The organism is Pseudarthrobacter sulfonivorans (assembly GCF_024391045.1).
In the GTDB taxonomy this organism is placed as follows: domain Bacteria; phylum Actinomycetota; class Actinomycetes; order Actinomycetales; family Micrococcaceae; genus Arthrobacter; species Arthrobacter sulfonivorans_B.
In genome coordinates this window covers 97,784-117,058 of the sequence record NZ_JANFCZ010000001.1, presented here as the reverse complement: position 1 = coordinate 117,058, position 19,275 = coordinate 97,784, and the positions used below count along the sequence as shown (strand labels likewise).

The 19,275-nt window shown below is 65.3% G+C and carries 19 protein-coding genes; 12 read left to right on the top strand and 7 right to left on the bottom strand.

The window, feature by feature from the left end; all coding sequences use genetic code 11:
* The first annotated feature begins 1 nt into the window (after window position 1).
* The 6 genes from NQJ30_RS00525 (at window position 2) to NQJ30_RS00500 (ending at window position 5,882) form a co-directional block, all read left to right on the top strand.
* Window positions 2-703 (top strand): ABC transporter ATP-binding protein, encoded by a 702-nt coding sequence (locus tag NQJ30_RS00525; RefSeq protein WP_255767779.1) that lies wholly within the window; start codon window positions 2-4, stop codon window positions 701-703.
* Window positions 704-825: 122 nt separating this feature from the next.
* Entirely contained in the window at window positions 826-1,896 is a 1,071-nt protein-coding gene (locus tag NQJ30_RS00520; RefSeq protein WP_255767778.1) for a Gfo/Idh/MocA family protein, read from the top strand.
* A 135-nt stretch (window positions 1,897-2,031) separates the two neighbouring features.
* Window positions 2,032-2,946 (top strand): hypothetical protein, encoded by a 915-nt coding sequence (locus tag NQJ30_RS00515; protein WP_255767777.1) that lies wholly within the window; start codon window positions 2,032-2,034, stop codon window positions 2,944-2,946.
* 87 nt (window positions 2,947-3,033) lie between these two features.
* The gene (locus NQJ30_RS00510; RefSeq protein ID WP_255767776.1) at window positions 3,034-3,963 is read left to right on the top strand and encodes a hypothetical protein; all 930 of its coding nucleotides are present in this window, start codon (window positions 3,034-3,036) and stop codon (window positions 3,961-3,963) included.
* Window positions 3,964-4,254: 291 nt separating this feature from the next.
* On the top strand, window positions 4,255-5,391 hold the full coding sequence (locus tag NQJ30_RS00505) for a serine/threonine-protein kinase (protein ID WP_255767923.1): 1,137 nt from the start codon (window positions 4,255-4,257) through the stop codon (window positions 5,389-5,391).
* A complete protein-coding gene (locus NQJ30_RS00500; protein ID WP_255767775.1) occupies window positions 5,388-5,882 on the top strand; it encodes a hypothetical protein in 495 nt (164 codons plus the stop codon). The genes NQJ30_RS00505 and NQJ30_RS00500 overlap by 4 nt, the downstream gene beginning before the upstream one ends.
* A 101-nt stretch (window positions 5,883-5,983) precedes the next feature.
* Here the strand turns inward: NQJ30_RS00500 and NQJ30_RS00495 are convergent, their stop codons facing one another.
* Together NQJ30_RS00495 and NQJ30_RS00490 are read right to left on the bottom strand one after the other, a co-directional pair.
* Window positions 5,984-8,203: an NADP-dependent isocitrate dehydrogenase gene (locus tag NQJ30_RS00495; RefSeq protein WP_255767774.1), complete on the bottom strand. Its 2,220-nt coding sequence runs from the start codon at window positions 8,201-8,203 to the stop codon at window positions 5,984-5,986.
* 224 nt (window positions 8,204-8,427) lie between these two features.
* Window positions 8,428-8,655, bottom strand: coding sequence for a hypothetical protein (locus tag NQJ30_RS00490; protein WP_255767773.1), 228 nt, complete (start codon window positions 8,653-8,655; stop codon window positions 8,428-8,430).
* Window positions 8,656-8,865: 210 nt separating this feature from the next.
* Between NQJ30_RS00490 and NQJ30_RS00485 the strand changes: the two genes are divergently transcribed.
* Complete coding sequence (locus NQJ30_RS00485; protein ID WP_255767772.1) at window positions 8,866-9,840, top strand: trypsin-like serine peptidase; 975 nt, start codon at window positions 8,866-8,868, stop codon at window positions 9,838-9,840.
* Window positions 9,841-9,883: 43 nt separating this feature from the next.
* Window positions 9,884-10,048, top strand: coding sequence for a hypothetical protein (locus NQJ30_RS00480; RefSeq protein ID WP_255767771.1), 165 nt, complete (start codon window positions 9,884-9,886; stop codon window positions 10,046-10,048).
* 78 nt (window positions 10,049-10,126) lie between these two features.
* Here NQJ30_RS00480 and purH read toward each other — a convergent pair whose 3' ends face one another.
* Window positions 10,127-11,812 carry a bifunctional phosphoribosylaminoimidazolecarboxamide formyltransferase/IMP cyclohydrolase gene (purH, locus tag NQJ30_RS00475; protein ID WP_255767770.1) on the bottom strand — a complete coding sequence of 562 codons (1,686 nt, stop codon included), beginning with the start codon at window positions 11,810-11,812 and terminating at the stop codon, window positions 10,127-10,129.
* 160 nt (window positions 11,813-11,972) lie between these two features.
* Between purH and NQJ30_RS00470 the strand changes: the two genes are divergently transcribed.
* The gene (locus NQJ30_RS00470) at window positions 11,973-13,325 is read left to right on the top strand and encodes an MFS transporter (RefSeq protein ID WP_255767767.1); all 1,353 of its coding nucleotides are present in this window, start codon (window positions 11,973-11,975) and stop codon (window positions 13,323-13,325) included.
* A gap of 86 nt (window positions 13,326-13,411) precedes the next feature.
* On the opposite strand, the gene NQJ30_RS00465 is transcribed toward NQJ30_RS00470, so the two are convergent.
* On the bottom strand, window positions 13,412-14,158 hold the full coding sequence (locus NQJ30_RS00465) for an endonuclease domain-containing protein (protein ID WP_255767764.1): 747 nt from the start codon (window positions 14,156-14,158) through the stop codon (window positions 13,412-13,414).
* Between the two features lie 358 nt (window positions 14,159-14,516).
* Window positions 14,517-15,092, bottom strand: a complete 576-nt coding sequence (gene purN, locus NQJ30_RS00460; RefSeq protein ID WP_255767763.1) for a phosphoribosylglycinamide formyltransferase — start codon at window positions 15,090-15,092, stop codon at window positions 14,517-14,519.
* A 39-nt stretch (window positions 15,093-15,131) separates the two neighbouring features.
* Between purN and NQJ30_RS00455 the strand changes: the two genes are divergently transcribed.
* Window positions 15,132-15,560 carry a hypothetical protein gene (locus NQJ30_RS00455; protein WP_255767761.1) on the top strand — a complete coding sequence of 143 codons (429 nt, stop codon included), beginning with the start codon at window positions 15,132-15,134 and terminating at the stop codon, window positions 15,558-15,560.
* Window positions 15,561-15,586: 26 nt separating this feature from the next.
* On the opposite strand, the gene NQJ30_RS00450 is transcribed toward NQJ30_RS00455, so the two are convergent.
* Both NQJ30_RS00450 and NQJ30_RS00445 read right to left on the bottom strand, forming a co-directional pair.
* On the bottom strand, window positions 15,587-16,066 hold the full coding sequence (locus NQJ30_RS00450; RefSeq protein WP_255767760.1) for a hypothetical protein: 480 nt from the start codon (window positions 16,064-16,066) through the stop codon (window positions 15,587-15,589).
* A gap of 166 nt (window positions 16,067-16,232) precedes the next feature.
* Window positions 16,233-17,543: a cell division protein PerM gene (locus NQJ30_RS00445; RefSeq protein ID WP_255767757.1), complete on the bottom strand. Its 1,311-nt coding sequence runs from the start codon at window positions 17,541-17,543 to the stop codon at window positions 16,233-16,235.
* Between the two features lie 209 nt (window positions 17,544-17,752).
* Here NQJ30_RS00445 and NQJ30_RS00440 point away from each other — a divergent pair, with 209 nt between their 5' ends.
* A complete protein-coding gene (locus tag NQJ30_RS00440) occupies window positions 17,753-18,214 on the top strand; it encodes a DUF4383 domain-containing protein (RefSeq protein WP_374113199.1) in 462 nt (153 codons plus the stop codon).
* 333 nt (window positions 18,215-18,547) lie between these two features.
* On the top strand, window positions 18,548-19,153 hold the full coding sequence (locus NQJ30_RS00435) for a helix-turn-helix domain-containing protein (protein ID WP_255767753.1): 606 nt from the start codon (window positions 18,548-18,550) through the stop codon (window positions 19,151-19,153).
* The last annotated feature ends 122 nt before the right edge of the window (window positions 19,154-19,275 follow it).

Genomic DNA, 19,275 nt, shown 5'->3' with positions numbered 1-19,275 from the left:
CATGATTGAAGTCAAGAATCTGGTCCGCACGTTCAACTCCGGCGACCGCACCATCAAACCCGTCAACGATGTGAGCTTTGTGTTGGAGCAGGGCACGCTGGCATCCATCGTGGGCAAGAGCGGCAGCGGCAAGAGCACCCTGTTGTCCCTCCTCGGTGCGCTCGACAAACCCACCAGCGGAGACGTCGTCGTGAACGGCGTAAGTCTCGCCGCGATGCCCGACGGCAAGCTGACGGAGTACCGCCGGCGGGACATCGGTTTTGTGTTCCAGCAGTTCAACCTCATTCCCAACCTCTCTGCGGTGGACAACGTGATGCTCCCCATGGAGTTCGCCGGCGTCCGGAAGTCAGTGCGGTCTGCCCGCGCGAAGGAACTGCTGGAGCAGGTCCAGCTGGACCCGGACAAGCAGGAGCGGCGCATCAACCGGCTCTCGGGCGGCGAGCAGCAGCGGGTGGCAATTGCCCGCGCGCTGGCCAACGAGCCCAAGCTGATCCTCGCGGATGAGCCCACCGGCAACCTGGACGAGCAGACCGGTGACCACATCATCGAGCTCCTCAGCGCACTCAGCCGTGACCACAACACCACCATCCTGGTGGTGACCCACGACAGGGCACTGGCTAATAAGACGGACCGCCGCTTCAGGCTCCAGCAAGGGAGGTTGACGGAGGAAACGGTCCGGGCGCACGCCACTGCGTCGGCCTGATTTTGGGGGCGGCGTCCGGGGCGGGAGTTCCTGCCCCGGATGCCGTCATTTTCTGCATGTTTCCCGCAGGCCTCCGAAACCCACGGAAGCGCTCCGGCACCCAGGGTGAGAGGATGGGCAGCATGAGCGCGCTAATTGCCAAGCCGTGGTTGTCCAGCCAGCCTGATCAGGACCCGCGGTCCGCCACGGGAAGGCCGCTGCGCTGGGGCGTCATTGCCACCGGCGGGATTGCCCGGTCCGTGTCGCGGGACCTGGCGCTCCTCGCGGACGCGGAGCTGTACGCCGTCAGTTCCCGCGGCCGGGACACGGCGGAAAGCTTCGCTACCGCCTACGATTTCACCCGGAGCTACTGGGACGACGGCGGCGTTCCCGGGTACCAGCATTTGCTCGCCGATGACGCGGTGGACGTTGTCTACGTGGCCACGCCGCACGCGCAGCACCACCGGATTGTGCTTGCGGCGCTGAATGCCGGCAAGCACGTCCTGTGTGAGAAGGCCTTCACCATCAACGCGCGGGAGGCCAGCGAGCTGGTGGCCGTGGCGCGTGAACGGAAGCTCTTCCTGATGGAGGCGATCTGGAGCCGGTTCCTGCCGGGGATGCAGCGGGCTTTCGAGATTGCCGCGTCCGGCGAATTGGGTGAGGTGCATTGGGTGACCGCCGATCTGGGCTTCCCCGCCCCCTACTCCCCGACCTCACGGCTGTGGGCACGGCAGGACGGTGGCGGGGCCCTCCTGGACATCTCGGTGTACCCGCTGCTCTGGGCCGTGGGGACGCTGGGATTCCCGCAGACCGTCAGCGCCACCGGCTTCATCAATGACGACGGCGTGGACGCCCAGAATGCGTTGACGCTCGGCTACAACCACGGCGCGCAGGCCCAGCTGACGTCGTCGCTGCTGGCGTTCGGCCCCCGGACCGCCACGGTGGCCGGAAGCCTCGGCTACCTGCAGAGCGTGGGCTCCATCAATAATCCGCGCGAACTGGTGATCGGCATCGGCCTGGGTGAGCTTCGCACGGAGCCGTTCGACACGGTTGGCCTGGGCTACACGTACGAGCTCCGGGAGGTGACGCGCTGCATCCAGCAGGAAGTCACCGAAAGTCCCGTCATGCCGCTGGACGATTCCATCAAGACCATGCGCCTCTTTGACGGGGTTCGCGGGCAGCTGGGCCTCAGCTATCCGAACGACTCCCACTGACTGATCGCCAGGCGGGCAACCAAGAGATTAGTAAGCTTGCTTGATTATTTGGGGATTTCCCTAGACGAGCTGCCTGCAACAGTCTTACTCTGTAGACATCGTCGGTCTCAACGATACGTACTGGGGGTGGTACGCGTGGCAAAGGTTCGTTCGCCATGGCATCTGCTCCGCCCACTCTTCCTCGCAGGTGCGGTCACCGCCGCCTGGCTGACCCTGTCCGCGTCCGCGGCCTCGGCCGACTCCCCCAATGAATCCGGTTCATTGCTTGGCGGGGTCTCATCATCGGTTTCGTCGCTCGCTGCGCCTCTCACGGACGTAGCCATTCCACGTGTGGAGGCCACCGTCCCAGCCCCCGCTGCTTCATCGGCGGGGATGCTGCGGCCGGTGACCGGCAATCTGTCGCACATCGCTGATGAGCTCATGGCCGCGGTCCCCGTGGTGAACACCGTTGTTCCTTCGGGGACCGTTTCTGCAGTGACCGTTCCCGTTGCCGCCATAGCCGATGCTGTTGGAGCCGGACTGGTCGATGCTGCCGTTCCTCCGCTCGTTGAGGCAGTTCCCGTTCTCCAGCCTGTTGTTCAGCCCGTTACTGACCTGATAACGGGCGAAACGCCGTTGCCTGAGGTTCTGCCTGGTGTTTTGGTTCCGTCAGACGACCTCTCCGAGTCGTTGGGGCCGGAGACCGCAGTGCTGCAACCGGCGGTTGAGGTAGCTGCCCCAACGTCAGGAAACCCGCCCGCCGATGCACCGACGTCAGCCGCAGGCATCCCTTACGCATCTGCTCATCCTGCGGCCTCCGCTGCGCCCGCTTATCAGGCAGCCTCTGAACCAGAGCTGACCGAAGATCCGGCGCCCGCACCGGTTCCGGCACCTGCGGCTCCCGGTTCTGCTGCAGGAGGTGGCGCCTCGCCCGCCGGCAGCTCAGGCGCTGCCGCGTGGCTTGATGACTTCGATCTTGACCTGCCACTGTCGGGCACCTACCCGGTCAGCGGAGCATCCGAGCATTCCCCTTCACCGGTGTCATTCGATCCCGGTTCCTCACCTGACTAGTTGGGCCCCCTCTGCCTTTTTCATGGCAGAACACGGCCATCGGGTTGCTGCATTGCGGCCCAATCAACCTGTCAGGAGACACTCATCATGCATTCCAATCTTCGCAAAGGGCTGCTTGGCACCCTCTTCGCCGGCGGCCTCCTAGCCTTCGGCGCCACCGCGGCCCATGCCGCAGACACAACCAGCGGACCGGACCTTACGGCCTCCGCACTGGTCTCAGCGGCGACATCCGCAAACTCGACGACGTTGGGCCTGCTGGGTGGCTCAACGCAGACGGACACGACGGATGTCGCCGCTGCCCTCGACGTCAATCTTGGCCTCGGCAATGGCCTCGTTGGCAGCACCACCAGCGCCGCTGACGGGGGAACCACCGCCGACGTCACCGCCGCAGCCAACCTGGGCCTCGGCGACGGCCTGCTCGGCGCCACCACCGGAAGCTTAGGAACGGCACCTGCAGTAACCGCCGACGTCGGTCTGGGGCTTGGCACTGACATCGGGGCGGTTGGTTCCGATCAGGTCAGCTCAGGCACCGAGGCTTCCGCTGCTGCAGATGCCGCGGTGGACCTCGGCCTTGGACTGGATAACGGCGGACTCCCGAACGATGCAACCCTTGGCGCCTGCGTTGCCGTCGCACTTGGCGGATCGGCTGATTGCGCTGGCACACCGGGCACCACCGACCCGGGCACCACCAACCCCGGAGCCGCGGACCCAGGCACTACCAACCCCGGCACCACCGACCCCGGAACAGGTTCGGACTCCCCCGGCATCAGCGTCCTACCTGCCGGCACTACCAGCGGCGCCGTCGCAGTATCCGAAGGCACCGTAACAGGAGGCGCAGTAGCCGGAGCAACAGTCACCGGAGGAATGCTGTCAGGAGCGACGGACACTGCCTCCGCAACCTCGCAGGGCAGCACTGGCATGCTGGCCCGGACCGGACTTGATGCCTCACTGATCCCGCTCGCCCTAATTCTCCTCATCGGCGGCGCGCTGCTGCTCAAGCGCCGCCGCACCTCCTAGCCGCACCCTCAAGCCACATCCCAGAGGGGGCCCGGAGGGGAAAACCCCACCGGGCCCGCCACCGTACGGCCCCTCGCGCCCGGAATGAGCGGCGCTGAAAGGAGGTGGGCCACCGCAGAGCCCCATCAACAGCACTCATCCTTGTTACCGACGGTCCGGCTGGGAAGCCCTTATGGCTCCCAACCGGGCCATCGGTGTGCGCGCCAACTGAACCGAAGTAGCCTTAGTATCCAAGTCCGCAAGTATGATTTGGTGTACAACAGTGCCCCGGGGCACACCGGGAGGACGGTTATCGTGGCGGAATCGCCCAGCTCGCTCAGGAATGACGTGATCGGTGGACGCTATCGGTTGGGTGAGGTTGTCGGCAGAGGCGGGATGTCCACTGTCTACTGCGCCCGGGACGAAAATCTGGGCCGGGACGTAGCCCTGAAGCTCTTTGTCCCGCAGGCATCAGACGCTGACGAGCTCAAACGCCAGGAAGCCGAAATCCAGCTGCTGGCCACCCTCAACCATCCCAGCCTGGTCACCCTGTTCGACGCCGGAATCGATACCCGTCTCGCAGACGAACCTCGGCCGTTCCTGACCATGGAGCTGGTGGAGGGACAGGACCTTCGCAGCCGCATCAGTCACAGCCCCGTCCCCCTCGATGAGCTGGCCGTGATCGGGGCGGGCATAGCCGACGCGCTGGCCTACGTCCACGGCTTGGGCATCATCCACCGCGACATCAAGCCCGGCAACATCCTGCTGGTACAGATCCGCCCGGGCGAGCCCCTGCGGCCCAAGCTGACGGACTTCGGCATCGCCAGGATCGTCGACTCAACGCGCCTCACCGCCACCGGAACCATGGTGGGCACGGCGGCTTACCTCAGCCCGGAGCAGGCCCTGGGCTCGCCGTTGTCTCCCGCCACAGACATCTACTCCTTCGGGCTGGTCCTGCTGGAGTGCATCAAACAAACAGTGGAGTTTCCAGGAAACGCAGTGGAGTCCGCCGTTGCCCGCCTGCACCGTGCACCCGAAATCCCGGCCGGCGTCCCGTCCGAATGGGCTGACCTGATCCGCTCCATGACAGCCATCGAACCCCTGGAACGGCCAGCCGCTTCCGACGTCGAAGCGGTGCTTCGCCGGGCCCTGGTCTCACCCGTGTCCACCCCTGGCGAACTCGCCACGGAGACCACCCGGGTGCTCCCGGCCATGCCGTTCAGGCCGCCCTCCATCGCCGTCACGGCCGAATCAAAGCTGCCCCGTGTGCGCCGGGGAAGGCGTTTCTGGCTTGCCGTTTCCCTGGGGATAGTTGCCATCGTGGCTGCCGCAACGGCGATGACCGTCAGCCTCGCCTCAGAGTCAACTCCCGACGTCGTCCCCTACCCCACTGTCAGCGGCGCCCTGGGTGACCATCTCCAGGAACTTCAAAAGAGCGTGAAGCCATGACCGCGCGGTGGAGTGGCCGCGGTGCTTTCCGCACGGCGTTTGCGGCGGCGGTCCTGCTGCTGGCCGGGTCGCTGGCAGCCTGCGGTCCCGTGGACTCGGGCCTGAAGCAGGACACCGCGGCGCAGCTCCAGCAGCGGGTGCTCACCGTCAGCCAGGCCGCCGCGGCCAATGACGCCACGGGAGCCCTTGCCGCTTTGGCGGACCTGGAGGCGGACCTGGCCGCGGCTGCCGGCAACGGGTCCGTGTCCGAGGACCGCCGACGGTCAATAGTGACCGCCGTTGCAGCCGTCCGCGCTGACCTCAATGAAGCCGTAGCAGCGGCGGCAGCCGCCAAGGCCGCCGAGGATGCCGCCGCGGCGCAACGGCAGGCCGAAGCGGATGCCGCGGCGGCAGCTGCCAAAAGCGCCGCGCCGGCCCCACCGGCCCCTGCACCCGCAGACAACAAGGGCAGTAACGGAAACAGCGGCAAGGGCAAGGGCAAGGACGGCTGACACAGCCAACCTCGATCCTGGACCCTGCCTACTAAACTCACGAACAGCAAAAACGCGGCGCCCCGGTTTCCCGGGGCGCCGCGTTTATTGCCTGCTGTGTGTTACTTCAGGGTCGCGATGACCTTGTTCAGCGTGGCGGAGGGGCGCATGACGGCCGACGCCTTGGCCTCGTCCGGACGGTAGTAGCCTCCGATGTCCACCGGGGAGCCCTGCACTGCGGCCAGCTCGCCCACGATGGTCTCCTCGTTGGAGCCCAGCTCACCGGCCACGGCGGCGAAGGATGCCGCAAGCTCGGCGTCCTCGGTCTGCTTGGCCAGTTCCTCAGCCCAGTAGCGGGCCAGGAAGTAGTGGCTGCCGCGGTTGTCCAGCTCGCCTGCACGGCGGCTCGGGGACTTGTTCTCCAGCAGGAATGTGCCGGTCGCCCTGTCGAGAGTGTCGGCCAGGACCTGCGCGCGGGCGTTGTCCGTGGTGGTTGCCAGGTGCTCGAAGCTCACTGCCAAGGCCAGGAACTCGCCCAGGCTGTCCCAGCGGAGGTGGTTTTCCTTGAGCAGCTGCTGGACGTGCTTCGGAGCCGATCCGCCGGCGCCGGTCTCGAACAGTCCGCCGCCGTTCATCAGCGGAACCACCGAAAGCATCTTGGCGCTGGTTCCGAGTTCCAGGATGGGGAACAGGTCCGTGAGGTAATCGCGCAGCACGTTGCCGGAGACGGAGATGGTGTCCTCACCCTTGCGGATGCGCTCCAGGGTGAACGCGGTGGCCTTCTCCGGGGACATGATCTGGATGTCCAGGCCCTCGGTGTCGTAGTCCTTGAGGTACTCGTTGACCTTGGCGATGAGGTTGGCATCGTGGGCGCGGGTCTCGTCAAGCCAGAACACGGCGGGGGTCTTGGAGGCGCGTGCGCGGGTCACGGCAAGCTTGACCCAGTCGCGGATGGGGGCGTCCTTGGTCTGGCAGGCGCGCCAGATGTCACCTTCGGAGACCGAGTGTTCGATCAGTACGTTGCCGGTGCCGTCAACGATCTGGACCGTGCCGGCTTCCTGGATTTCGAACGTCTTGTCGTGGCTGCCGTATTCCTCGGCGGCCTGGGCCATGAGGCCGACGTTGGGGACGGTGCCCATGGTGGTGGGATCGAAGGCGCCGTTGGCGCGGCAGTCATCCACCACAACCTGGTAGATGCCGGCGTAGGAGCTGTCCGGGAGGACAGCCAGAGTGTCGGCTTCCTTGCCGTCCGGGCCCCACATGTGGCCGGAGGAGCGGATCATGGCCGGCATGGAGGCGTCAACAATGATGTCGGACGGCACGTTCAGGCTGGTGATGCCCTTGTCCGAGTCCACCATGGCCAGGGCGGGGCCGTCGTCGAGGCCCTTCTGGATGAGGGACTTGACGCCTTCGCGGACGTCCTCGGGCAGGTCGTCGAGGCCGTTCATGATGGCAGCCAGGCCGTTGTTCGGGCTCAGGCCCGCGGCGGAAAGCTGCTTGCCGTAGGTTGCAAAGAGTTCGGAGAAGTAGGCCTTCACCACGTGGCCGAAGATGATGGGGTCCGAGACCTTCATCATGGTGGCCTTCAGGTGGGCGGAGAACAGCACGCCCTCTTCCTTGGCGCGGGCAACCTGTGCCTTCAGGAACTCGTCGAGGGCGGCTGCGCGCATCACGGTGCCGTCGATCACTTCGCCGGCAAGAACCGGGAAAGCCTTCTTCAGGACCTTCACGGAGCCATCTTCGCGGACCAGCTGGATGGTGATGGTGCCGTCGGCGTCGATCACCACGGACTTCTCGTTGGAGCGGAAGTCGTCGGCGCCCATGGTGGCCACGTTGGTCTTGGAGTCCGCGGACCAGGCACCCATGGAGTGCGGGTTCTGGCGGGCGTAGTTCTTCACGGACAGCGGGGCACGGCGGTCCGAGTTGCCTTCGCGCAGGACCGGGTTCACGGCGGAGCCCTTGATCTTGTCGTAGCGCGAGCGGATGGCCGTCTCTTCGTCGGAGGAGGGGTTGTCCGGGTAGTCCGGCAGGTTGTAGCCCTGGCCCTGGAGTTCGGCGATCGCGGCCTTCAGCTGCGGGATGGAAGCGCTGATGTTCGGCAGCTTGATTATGTTGGCTTCCGGCGTCTTCGCCAGTTTACCGAGTTCAGCAAGGGCGTCACCGGTCTGCTGCTCCGGGGTGAGGTAGTCACCGAACACGGAGATGATGCGGCCTGCGAGCGAGATGTCACGGGTCTCCACCTCCACACCTGCAGTCGAAGCGAACGCCTCGATGATCGGCAAGAACGAATACGTAGCCAGCATCGGCGCTTCGTCGGTGTGGGTATAGATAATCTTGGACATGCGCGGGCGTCTCCCTGGAGGTCGGCTTTGGAAATTTGGTCTATTTCACCACCCCCAACTTACCCGAGGACACGGCTTTGGGCCCTACCCGGGACCGCCGGACGCCCCCGTATTACCGCACTTTTGGGGGCACTGGAGAACGCACGACGGCGGCAGGCACCTAGGTGGGGCCAGTCGCCGTCGGGCATTAACGCCGGCGGGTACCGGCATTGGTGAGGCGCCAGTCAGCGCCTTTTGTGGGGAATATCACTGGGCCACAGCTGCACGTACTTGGGGTCCTGGCGGCGCAGTTCTTCCGTCGCGGTGAATGTATGGACCGGGTCGACGTCGCGCAGTTGGAGAGCCGCGGTGAACGCCTCCATATCGGGGACAGCGGTCTCCGCTGGCGCGCCGCCTGCAAAATGCCGGCCTTTTGCTGTGGATTTCTTGGCGGATTTCCAAAATGCAGTCACGTTGGGCCCCAAATTTCGCTCGAAGTCCGGAGCCCAGATCGGACATGTCAGTAGTCACTAAAAAGTACCCTGTGACCTGAGCTTTTACCAGAGTGACGCGCCATTAAGGACGGCACTACTATTTACAAAAGTCGTTGTGCATCGGTAGGTTCTACTGGTCACGGGCGGGCCTCCTAAGGCCGCCCTCTCCCCCGCTCAGACAGGACAATCATGACGCGAACCAGGTCCTTGGCGGCCAGTCTCCTCAGCCTTTCGGCAGCTGCCATGTTGGCGCTGGTTGGCGCCGGCACGGCGAATGCCGCCCCGCCGGCGCCGGGCGTTCAGCCGGCCCCCGCCCTTGCCAGTGTGAAGGTGGACAGCACCGGTGCGGCGGAATATTGGACACCGGAACGCATGCTGGCGGCTATACCCGGCGATACCCTGGCAGGCTCCGCGAAAGAACGTCCGGCGACTGCCCCCGACGCCGTGACCAAGGGCAAAAACACCAAAGTGAAGCCACACAAGGCAAGCAAGGTAAACAGCAGCAGCCAGAAGTTCGCGCAGACGGCTGACGCGGTGGACCACATCGGCAAGGTCTTCTTCACCATGGGCGGGTTCAACTACGTCTGCTCCGGCAACGCCGTCACTTCCGCCAACGAAAGCACCGTGGCCACAGCCGGGCACTGCGTCAACGAAGGTCCGGGCGCGTTCGCAACCAACTTCATCTTTGTTCCCGCCTACGACAACGGCAACGAACCCTACGGCCGGTGGACCGCCAAGTCACTGCACACCACACCCCAATGGAAGACCACGGGGGACATCGCCTTCGATACCGGCTTCGCGGTCATGAACCCTAACGCGGACGGGGATACCCTCACCGCCGTAGTGGGAAGTTCCGGCGTCGAATTCGGTGCGGACCGGGGTATGAGCTACACCTCCTACGGCTACCCTGCCGCCAAGCCCTACGACGGCGAGCAGCTGTGGAGCTGCCAGGGCAACGCGTCGAACGACACCAGGCACCCGGAGTTCAACACGCAGGGCATCCCGTGCACCATGACGGGCGGTTCCTCAGGCGGGCCGTGGCTTCTCAACAACGACACGCAGAACTCCATTAACAGCTACGGGTACAACGACGGCAACGTCATGTACGGCCCGTACTGGGGTGCCGACATAGAAGGCACCTACAAGCTTGCCGAAACAGCCTAGGAAGACGCCCGCCCCGGCCCGGGGCCCAAATCCGGAGCCGGGGATGGATTCCGCCAGCCACAGCACATCGGACCAGACGCCCGAGGAGATCCTCGCCTACTGGACCCCCGAGCGGATGGCGGAGGCCAAGCCCCGCGAGCTTCGGATCCCGGAGCCCGCTCCCCATCGCCCGGAGGATGACGAAGGCCCCGCACCGGATCCTTCCTGAATTCCCGTTAAACGCCCGACGGCGGCCCTCCCCACAGTTGGGGAGGGCCGCCGTCGGGCGTTTCGGCTTCGCCGCGTGTCAGTGGAAGAAGTGGCGGGCACCCGTGAAGTACATGGTGATGCCGGCCGCGTTGGCCGCGGCAATGACTTCCTCGTCCCGGACGGAACCGCCCGGCTGGACCACGGCGCGCACACCGGCGTCGATCAGGATCTGCAGTCCGTCGGCGAACGGGAAGAACGCGTCCGATGCCGCGACGGCCCCGCGGGCACGCTCAGGTGCGCCGGCACCGCTGGCGTTCGAGGCACCGCCGGCACCTTCGACGTCGGACTCCACCTGGAGGCCCAAGGTGTTGGCGCGTTCCACGGCGAGCTTGCAGGAGTCGAGGCGGTTGACCTGGCCCATGCCGATGCCCACGGCAGCGCCGTTGTCGGCCAGCAGGATGGCGTTGGACTTGGCTGCGCGGCAGGCGGTCCAGGCAAAGGCCAGGTCCGCGAGGGTCTTCTCGTCCGCGGCGTCGCCGGCGGCTAGGGTCCAGTTGGCGGGGTTGTCGCCGTCGGCGTCCACCTTGTCGGTGGCCTGGACCAGCATGCCGCCGGAGACCTGGCGGAACTCCGTGGGGTACCGGCCGTAGCCCTCCGGCAGGGCCAGCAGGCGGATGTTCTTCTTCTTGGAGAGGATTTCCACGGCTTCGGGTTCGAAGGCCGGGGCGATGACCACCTCCGTGAAGATGCCTGCCACCGTGCGGGCCATGCCGGCGGTCACGGTGCTGTTGGCCGCGATGACACCACCGAAGGCGGAAACGGGATCGCAGGCGTGGGCCTTGGCGTGGGCGTCGGCGATGGGGTCTTCAGCGTCCTTGGAGCCGACCGCGACGCCGCACGGGTTGGCGTGCTTGATGATGGCGACGGCGGGCTCGGTGAAGTCGAACGCGGCGCGGAGGGCGGCGTCGGCGTCGACGAAGTTGTTGTAGCTCATGGCCTTGCCGTGGAGCTGGTCTGCCTGGGCGATGCCGGCGGGGGCGGCCTTGTCCACGTACAGCGCGGCCTGCTGGTGCGGGTTTTCGCCATAGCGGAGGACCTCGGAGCGTTCCAGGGAGAGCCCGGCGTAGGCGGGCCAGTCGATGATGCCGTCGCCGTCCTCATCCTTGAACTGGCTGGCAGTCCAGGACGCAACTGCGTTGTCGTACGCGGCGGTGTGGGCGAACGCCTTCGCGGCCAGCCGGCGTCGGGTCTTCAGGTCAAAGCCGCCTGCGGCGGCGGCTTCGACGACGGAGCCGTAGAAGCCGGGGTCCACCACAATGGCGACGGCGGCGTGGTTCTTCGCTGCCGAACGCACCATGGCGGGGCCGCCGATGTCGATCTGCTCCACCACGTCATCCTGCCCGGCGCCGGACTTGACCGTCTCCACGAACGGGTACAGGTTCACCACCACGAGGTCGAAGGTCTCGATCTCCATTTTGGCCAGCGTCTCCATGTGCGCCGGGACGCGGCGGTCAGCGAGGATGCCGCCGTGGACCCGCGGGTGCAGGGTCTTGACGCGGCCGTCCAGCATCTCCGGGGAGCCGGTGACTTCCTCGACTTCCTGGACCGGGATGCCGGCCGCCGCGATCTTCTTGGCGGTGGAGCCGGTGGAGACAATCTTCACGCCTGCTGCGTGGAGTCCTTTGGCGAGCTCTTCCAGACCGGTCTTGTCGTAGACCGAGATCAGGGCCCGGCGGATGGGAACCCGGTCGATGGATACACGTTCAGGCTGCGTGAAGCTCACAAAAGTCTCCGTCTTTATGTCGCGGACCAGGGCCGCGGGTGGGCCGCGGGTGGTGGGGATAGGGTCAGTTTATCGTGTCGCGCCTTGCCTCCGTTTGCGCGGCTGCCACCCAGGCCTCCTGCAACTTCGCATGCCTCTAAGATTTAGGCAGGAGGCTGCGATGAATATTTACACCACTGTGCCCAGCGGCGAACAGGTGGTCCAGGAACTGCCGTGGCGGTGGAAGGTCCAGGGCCGGATCTTCGTGATCGGCGGCCTCGGCTTTATGTTTGACGCCTGGGACGTGACGCTCAACGGCATCCTGATCCCGCTGCTCTCCACCCATTGGGCCCTGTCGGCCGGTGAAGTCGCCTGGGTGGGAACGGCCAACCTCATCGGCATGGCGCTGGGCGCTTTTGTCTGGGGAACCATCGCGGACACCATCGGGCGGAAGAAGGCGTTCACGGCAACGCTGCTGATTTTCTCGCTGTTCACCGTGCTGGGCGCCTTCTCTCCCGATTTCGTGTGGTTCTGCGTGTTCCGCTTTATGGCCGGTTTCGGTCTGGGCGGCTGCATTCCCGTGGACTATGCGCTCGTTGGCGAGTTCACGCCCCGGAAGCAACGCGGCAAGGTCCTCACCGCGATGGACGGCTGGTGGCCGGTGGGCGCTGCCCTGGCCGGCTTCATCTCCGCCGGGCTGGTGGGTATTTTCGGGGACTGGCGGCTGACCATGCTGGTCATGGTGCTGCCGGCGCTGCTGGTGTTCTGGATCCGGCGCAGCGTTCCGGAATCTCCGCTGTTCCTGATCCGGAAGGGCCGGCGGGAGGAAGCGGCCAAGGTCATTGACGACCTCGTAACAGCTACGGGCGCCGAACCCCGCGCGTACAGCCTGCCCGACGCGCAGGACGTTCCGCGGCTGTCCGCCGGCAGTGCGTGGCACCAGCTGCGCCTCGTGTGGCAGTTCAACTGGAAGATCACGGCGACCGCGTGGGCCCTCTTCTTCTCGATCCTGCTGGTCTATTACCTGTCCCTGACGTGGATGCCCAGGATCCTGATCGGTGCCGGTTTCGCCGAATACAAGGCCTTTGTGACCACGGCGTCCATGTCCGCCGTGGGCCTGTTGGGCGTCATCGTGGCAGCCCTGCTGGTGGAGCGTGTGGGCCGGAAGTGGATCCTGGCCATCACCGGCCCGCTCGCCGCGCTGACACTGGTGGTCGTGGCGTTTGTGGTGGATATCCCGTCGGCGGCGATCTTCTGGCTGCTCGTCTTCGGCTTCGTCGTCCAGGTGGCCATACCGGTCCTCTACGCCTACGTGTCAGAGCTGTACCCCACGGAGCTGCGCGGCACCGGCTTCGGCTGGGCCTCCACGTTCTCCCGGCTGGGTGCTGGCTTCGGGCCGCTCATTTTCGCCAACTACTTCTGGCCGGAGCTGGGCCTGGCCACATCCTTCGCCCTGGCCGGGGGCCTGGTCCTGGTGGCCGTGCTGTGGATGGCGTTCTTCTCCCCCGAAACCAGGCTGCGCCGCCTCGACTAGGGGCGCACCACCGCCGCTCCATCCCTCCTCCCAACTGACTCGCATTTAACGTCGCCATTCGCCCGTTTCACGACGTTAAATGCCAGTCAGTTGGGGCGCCAGCCACGGCTTAGCAGCGCCGTGCGGACCTTGGCGACGGCGGCCCGTGCCTCGTTCTGCATGTGACGTTTTGAGATCCTGACCGGCAACCAGCCAGCCCGCGCGAAGTCCTCCTCCCGGGCGATGTCCCTGACGATCTGTGCCGCCTCGGAGTGCCCCTCGCCTTCGTACTCCACCGCGACGCGGTGCTCCGGATACGCCAGATCGGGTTGACGCACGACGCCGACACTGAGCTCCGTGGGCACGTTCAGTTGCGGTTCCGGCAGCCCCGCGTACTCCAGTGCCAGCCTAAGCCTGGTTTCCGGGGCAGAATCAGCCCCCACCCGTGCCTGTTCAAGCGCAAGGCGCGCCTTCCGGATTCCCGGGGTCCCCTTATGACGGTCCAGCATGTCTGCCAGATCGTCCGTCGTTGCGAAAGGCTCAGACCTCGCCTCGAAGTCCGGCCGCGGAATCCTCAGCAGGTGATCTGCAACCACCGTCAGCTCCTCGACGCTCATCTTGCGGGAGCAGTCGAGCCATGTCCGGGTCCGGGACGTGATGAGCAGACCGTTGTGGCTCACGATTTCATCGGCAAAGAACTGACCGACATGCCCAACTACCTGCCGGCGTCGCACGATGGCCATCGTGTCGGGACGCGAAATGTGAACCCGGCCGTCGTCGGCTCCGGGCAGGAAACCGGGAAAGTCCCACTGAGCGAAAGCGGTGGCATGGGACGCAGCCGAAAACGGAGTCACCACCGTATACGGCCTAATACTGCCTGCGCCATCGGAAGATTCAGCCAAAGGGATACGTATTCCGCGGCTGGGGACCCCGAGTCCTTTGTACCGCAGGCGCCCTAAGCTGACGCCGGCGTCGGCGGCCTCATACACAGTGAAAGGGCTCCCTGCGAGCTCAGACGGCAGCGGTATCGGATTCCTCATGTCCCATGGTTACAAATCCTGGGCAACGGTTTGTAAGTTATCCACAGGCCAGCCGCCCCAGCCCAACTGACTGGCAGTTAACGTCGTGAAAAACGCGAATGACGACGTTAACTGCCAGTCAGTTGGGAGGAGGGGGAACGGCTGGGAGGGGAGGTGGATTAGTTGGGAGGGGTCAGGCGGAGGGGGTGGTGGCGGCGAGGTTGGCCAGGGTCTGGACCAGGAGGCGGCGCTCCACCACCTTGATCCGCTCATGCAGGGAGTCCTCGCTGTCCCCCGGCTCAATGGAGACGGCTTCCTGGGCGATGATGGGGCCGGTGTCCACGCCGGCGTCGGCCCAGTGCACCGTGCAGCCGGTGACCTTCACGCCGTAGGCCATGGCATCGCGGACGCCGTGGGCCCCGGGGAACGCGGGCAACAGGGCGGGGTGCGTGTTCAGGTACTTGCCGTTGAACGCATCGATGAAGTCCGCGCTCACAATCCGCATGAACCCTGAGGAGACCACCACATCCGGGGCGTAGGAGGCCACCTTCGCGGTCAGTGCCGCATCCCATTCGTCGCGCGTGGGGAACGAGTTGAAGTTGACCACGAACGTCTCCAGCCCCGCCTCGGAGGAACGCTCGACGCCGTACGTCCCCTCGCGATCGGCTCCCACCGCCGCGATTTCCACGTCCAGCTCCCCTGACTTCACGGCGTCGATGACGGCCTGGAGGTTGGAGCCGGTACCGGAAACGAGGACTACGATGCGCATGGGTCTAGCTTATGGGCAGGCTCGCGTAGGCTGGAATCCATGACTACTCCCCCGGAATCGGCTGGCCAGCAGCGGACTAAACCGCAGCTCAGCGAGGCCGCCAAGGCCTCGCTCAGCAAGACCCACAACCTGTTCCGGATCTTCCTTCTGACGGTGCTCGGCGCATTCTTCGTCTACCAGCTGGACGTCAGCTATCTCTGGCTCACCGGCATCCTGAGCGCAGCAAGCTTCGTCCTGGGCATCATGCTGCTGGTCCGGTCGGCACAGCTGAAGGAGTCCAGGCTGGTCCTGTTCGGCACCATCGCCGGACTGGTGGTCTCCCTGATCATGCTGCTGGTCATCCTGGCTTCGGCGGTCTTCTTCAGCCAGGTCCAGGAGTTCCAGGCATGCCAGCGGCAGGCCCTGACGGACCAGGCGATGACCAACTGCCGCGTCCAGCTGGAGCAGTCAATGCCCGGCCTCCGTTAGCCACCCGAACCCGCCACGGCAATCCCCTACCGGTACCAGCCCACCGCGCGGTCATAACGGCACTCAAGGGCTCCAGTGCCGGGTTCGACTCCGCCGCCGGCAGGGAAGTAGATGGCACCGAAGTCGGCTCCCTCAGCCTCGATCCGGCCCTTCGCCCAGATCTGAGCCTGCTCAAGATCCTTTTCCGGGATGGATTCCCGCGTGGTGCGGTCCGCGCTGACGTGGATGTCCAGCTGGTACTCACCCGCCAGGGATGTTCCGGCATGGCTGTCGGGGTCATGCTCATCCCGCCTGCTGATCAGGACCTGCGCGGAAGCATGAAGTATGGACGGCGGGCTGGCCGGCGTCCCCTGCTGCTGTTGTTTGATCCGCAGACCCGACACCACACTCTCGACCGTGTCGTCGCCGGTGACCGCGTACGCGGATTCACTGACGTCAGCTTCGGAACCGCCGACGCTGATCAAGTGCTGGCCGAACTGCTCGGAGCTGGATTGGCTGGAGTTCATGCACCCTCCTTGAGGGTATTCGCGGCAGTTGCCGACCCCTGCAACACTAGTCCCAAAACACCCGGCAAAACCGGATGGCCCCGGAATGATTTGGGTCGCCGGAAGGCGCGTCTCCGTGCACTGGCCCCGGACTTCCCAACCTCAGGGTCACGCGCCGGGAAGAAGGCTAGGAAACCAGTTCCGCGTCCTCTTCGACGTGCTGCTGGCGTTCCAGCCAGGGCCCGGCCGCGTAACCGATCACGACGCCGATCCCCACTTCCGCTGCCAGCCAGAGTCCCAGCCACAAGGGGTCGGGTCCGATGTCCGTCAGGCGTCCCAGTCCCGCGGAGCCGCCAGCGAGCCACGCCAGTCCAGCCGCCAGCGTGCCAGCAACGGCACCGATCAGGACGCCAAGCGCCAGAGTGGAGGCGGTGGCGGTGAACCAGCGGGCGTGCACCTTGATGGACAGCCATTCGTCGAAGTGGTTTTCGCCTTCGCGCAGGAACCACCAGCCGGCAAGGACGCCGGCAAGGACCGGCACCACCAGCGCCACAAACCCGTAGTCCAGCGGACCTGACGGGATCGCGGCAAAGACGGGGATGGACGGCAGGGGCCCGGTTGCGGTGCCAAGGGGACCCACCTCGGACCCGACGCCCATGGCGAAACCGGAGCCCGAAACCCACGCCAGCGCAAAGACCGCAAGGTTGGGCAGGTAACCGAGCTGCGCGATGGTGAGCGCCGCGCCCCCTACCGCGCCGGCGTCGACCGCTTCGTACACAGCCAGCACCAAGTTCCAGTGGACGAAGACGTCCACGGCCAGGAGCACACAGGCGAGGGTCAGTGCGGACACCAGTGCCAGGAAGCCTGCCTTTGCGGCGGACCCGAGGTAGGACCCGGCCCAGCGTGAATGCTGGCTGGTGCGCGAGATCCAGTCCACGGCGTCGACGCCGATCAGCCGGCTCCACGAACCGGCCTCGCGGCGGGCCCCGATGACCATGCCCAGGGCGAACGGGATAAGCGGGATCAGCATGGCGTGCCAGATGTTGATCACGACGTCGGGCGTGCGGCACACAAACCCGGTGGCTGCCCCGAAGGCCGAGTAAACCAGCCAGGAACCGAGCAGCGCCTGCCACAGCTGGTCAGTGTATGAGGCGCGGGCCAGCCGCCGCCCGGCCCGCCAGGCGAGCAGGAACGGTATCAGGGTGAGCCCCAGGGGGATCAGGGTCAGGACGCCCGAACTCGCACTGTGGGCCGCACCGGTGCCGACGTCGGCCAGTTCCAGGGGGACGCCGTGGATCAGGAGCCACGCCTGGCCGGCGAGCCGGGCCAGTGCGTCGAACGCGGTGTTCCGGAAGCCGCCCGTGGCCCAGACAGCCACGATGGGAACAAGCACCAGGAGCGCCGAGATGATGGCCGCCTGCGCCGTTTCGAGGGCGCCCTGTAGCCACAAGGGCATGGGAAGGCCACGGTCTCCGGTCTGATCAGCGCGCAGTTTCATCGTGTTCCATGGTGTCACGGCCGGACCCGCCAGCCGGTCTGCGACAGGCTCATTCTGAGAGGAGACGCAGCTCACCAGAGTCTGAAGCCAGTGGCGCCGGCCAGGAAATTCTGCTCGGCCCGGCGGGGGCGCACACCCCGGTCCAGCGCTTTTTCCACAGCCCCGCCGTAAAATTGGATTGTCCGCAATCAGTGGTTGGAGGCAGAAAAATGACTACCGCATCCCCACATGCACACGGCGTTCATTTCGGACGCGCAGACGTCCAGAATGTCGGCATGGGTGTAGGTATTCTCATGTTGGCGGTGGGTGTCCTGGGCTTTATCCCCGGCATCACCTCCCGGTACGGCGAATTGATGTTCCTTGGGCCTGACTCCCATGCGATGTTCCTGGGTGCGTTCCAGGTGTCCTTGCTGCTCAATATTGTGCAGCTGGCCATCGGCGCCACGGGCTGGGCGATGTCACGGACCGAACACGGTGCGCGCAATTTCCTCATGGGCGCCGGTGCGCTGTACATCATCCTCAGCATTTTCGGGCTCAGTGTCGGTGTTGGATCGGCGGCCAATTTCCTGTCGCTTAACATGACGGACAACTGGACCCACCTGGTGCTGGGCGTAGCGATGATCGCGTGCGGCTGGCTCCTTACCCGCAGCAGGGCCGGGGACAGGGCATAGCCCGGAAAGACAAACCGGGGCATGAGGAGCCGCGCATGAGGAATGATCCGTAAATTCCGAATATTCGTCCTACTCGCCGGTGCAGTTGGCGCGGTCCCGCGAACGGCTGCACCGGCATCTTTGTGCCCGGCAAAGGTGAGGTCTCCTCCACGATTACCCGTCCAGGGCCCGCCGTTGCCGCACCATCGCGCCGCACCGCGAAGCGCCGTCCAGGCCCATCAGTCAAAACACGCACTCCTGTGAATTTCTTCACTTTATTTAAGAGAAACCATTGACTCGCTAAAAATATTCACTATAGTTGTGTGAGTCAGATCACCAAGTGAAAGATAAGCGATGACCACCGAAAGCTCAACCCAGGCACCGCCAGCCACCAGCGCACTGCTGGCAACTGTCGGCAACAAGGTACGGGCCATGCGCAAGGAAAAGGGCATGACCCTGGCCAAGCTTTCGGAGACCACCGGCCTTAGCCAGGCGATCGTCAGCCAGATCGAACGCGGCATGGCGAACCCGTCCTTCACTACCCTGGCGCAACTGGCCCACGGCCTGGACATCCCGGTGGGGAAATTCTTCCTCGGCCAGGAGGAAACCAGATCCCCCGTGGTCCGCAAGGCCGAGAGGCGCAACCTCAAGGGCGTCACCAAGAAGTCCCTCGGCGAGGCTGTGTACGAACTGCTCACGCCGGACCAGAACGGCGCCCTGGAAGCCCAGTGGATTGTCAGCCCTCCCGGCCACGACACCAGTGCAACGCCCTTCCGCCACAGCGGCGAAGAGTTCGGCATCATCCTCTCCGGCAAGAAGGACATCTTCCTTGACGGCGAGTGCCACACCCTGGAGGCAGGCGACTCCATCACCTTCTCCTCGGACACCCCGCACTGGTACAAAAACAGCTACGAAGAGGTATGCGTAGCGATTTGGGTTAACGCACCACACGCGTGGTAATCACGCCGTCCCCAACCGGCGCTTACCGTTCCATCCCTACTGTCCGGGCCTGCCCTGCGCCCGCCGACAGTCCTTGCATCCTTTCGCATCTTCCGTCCTGTCCCCAGGCCGCCGATGCGTCA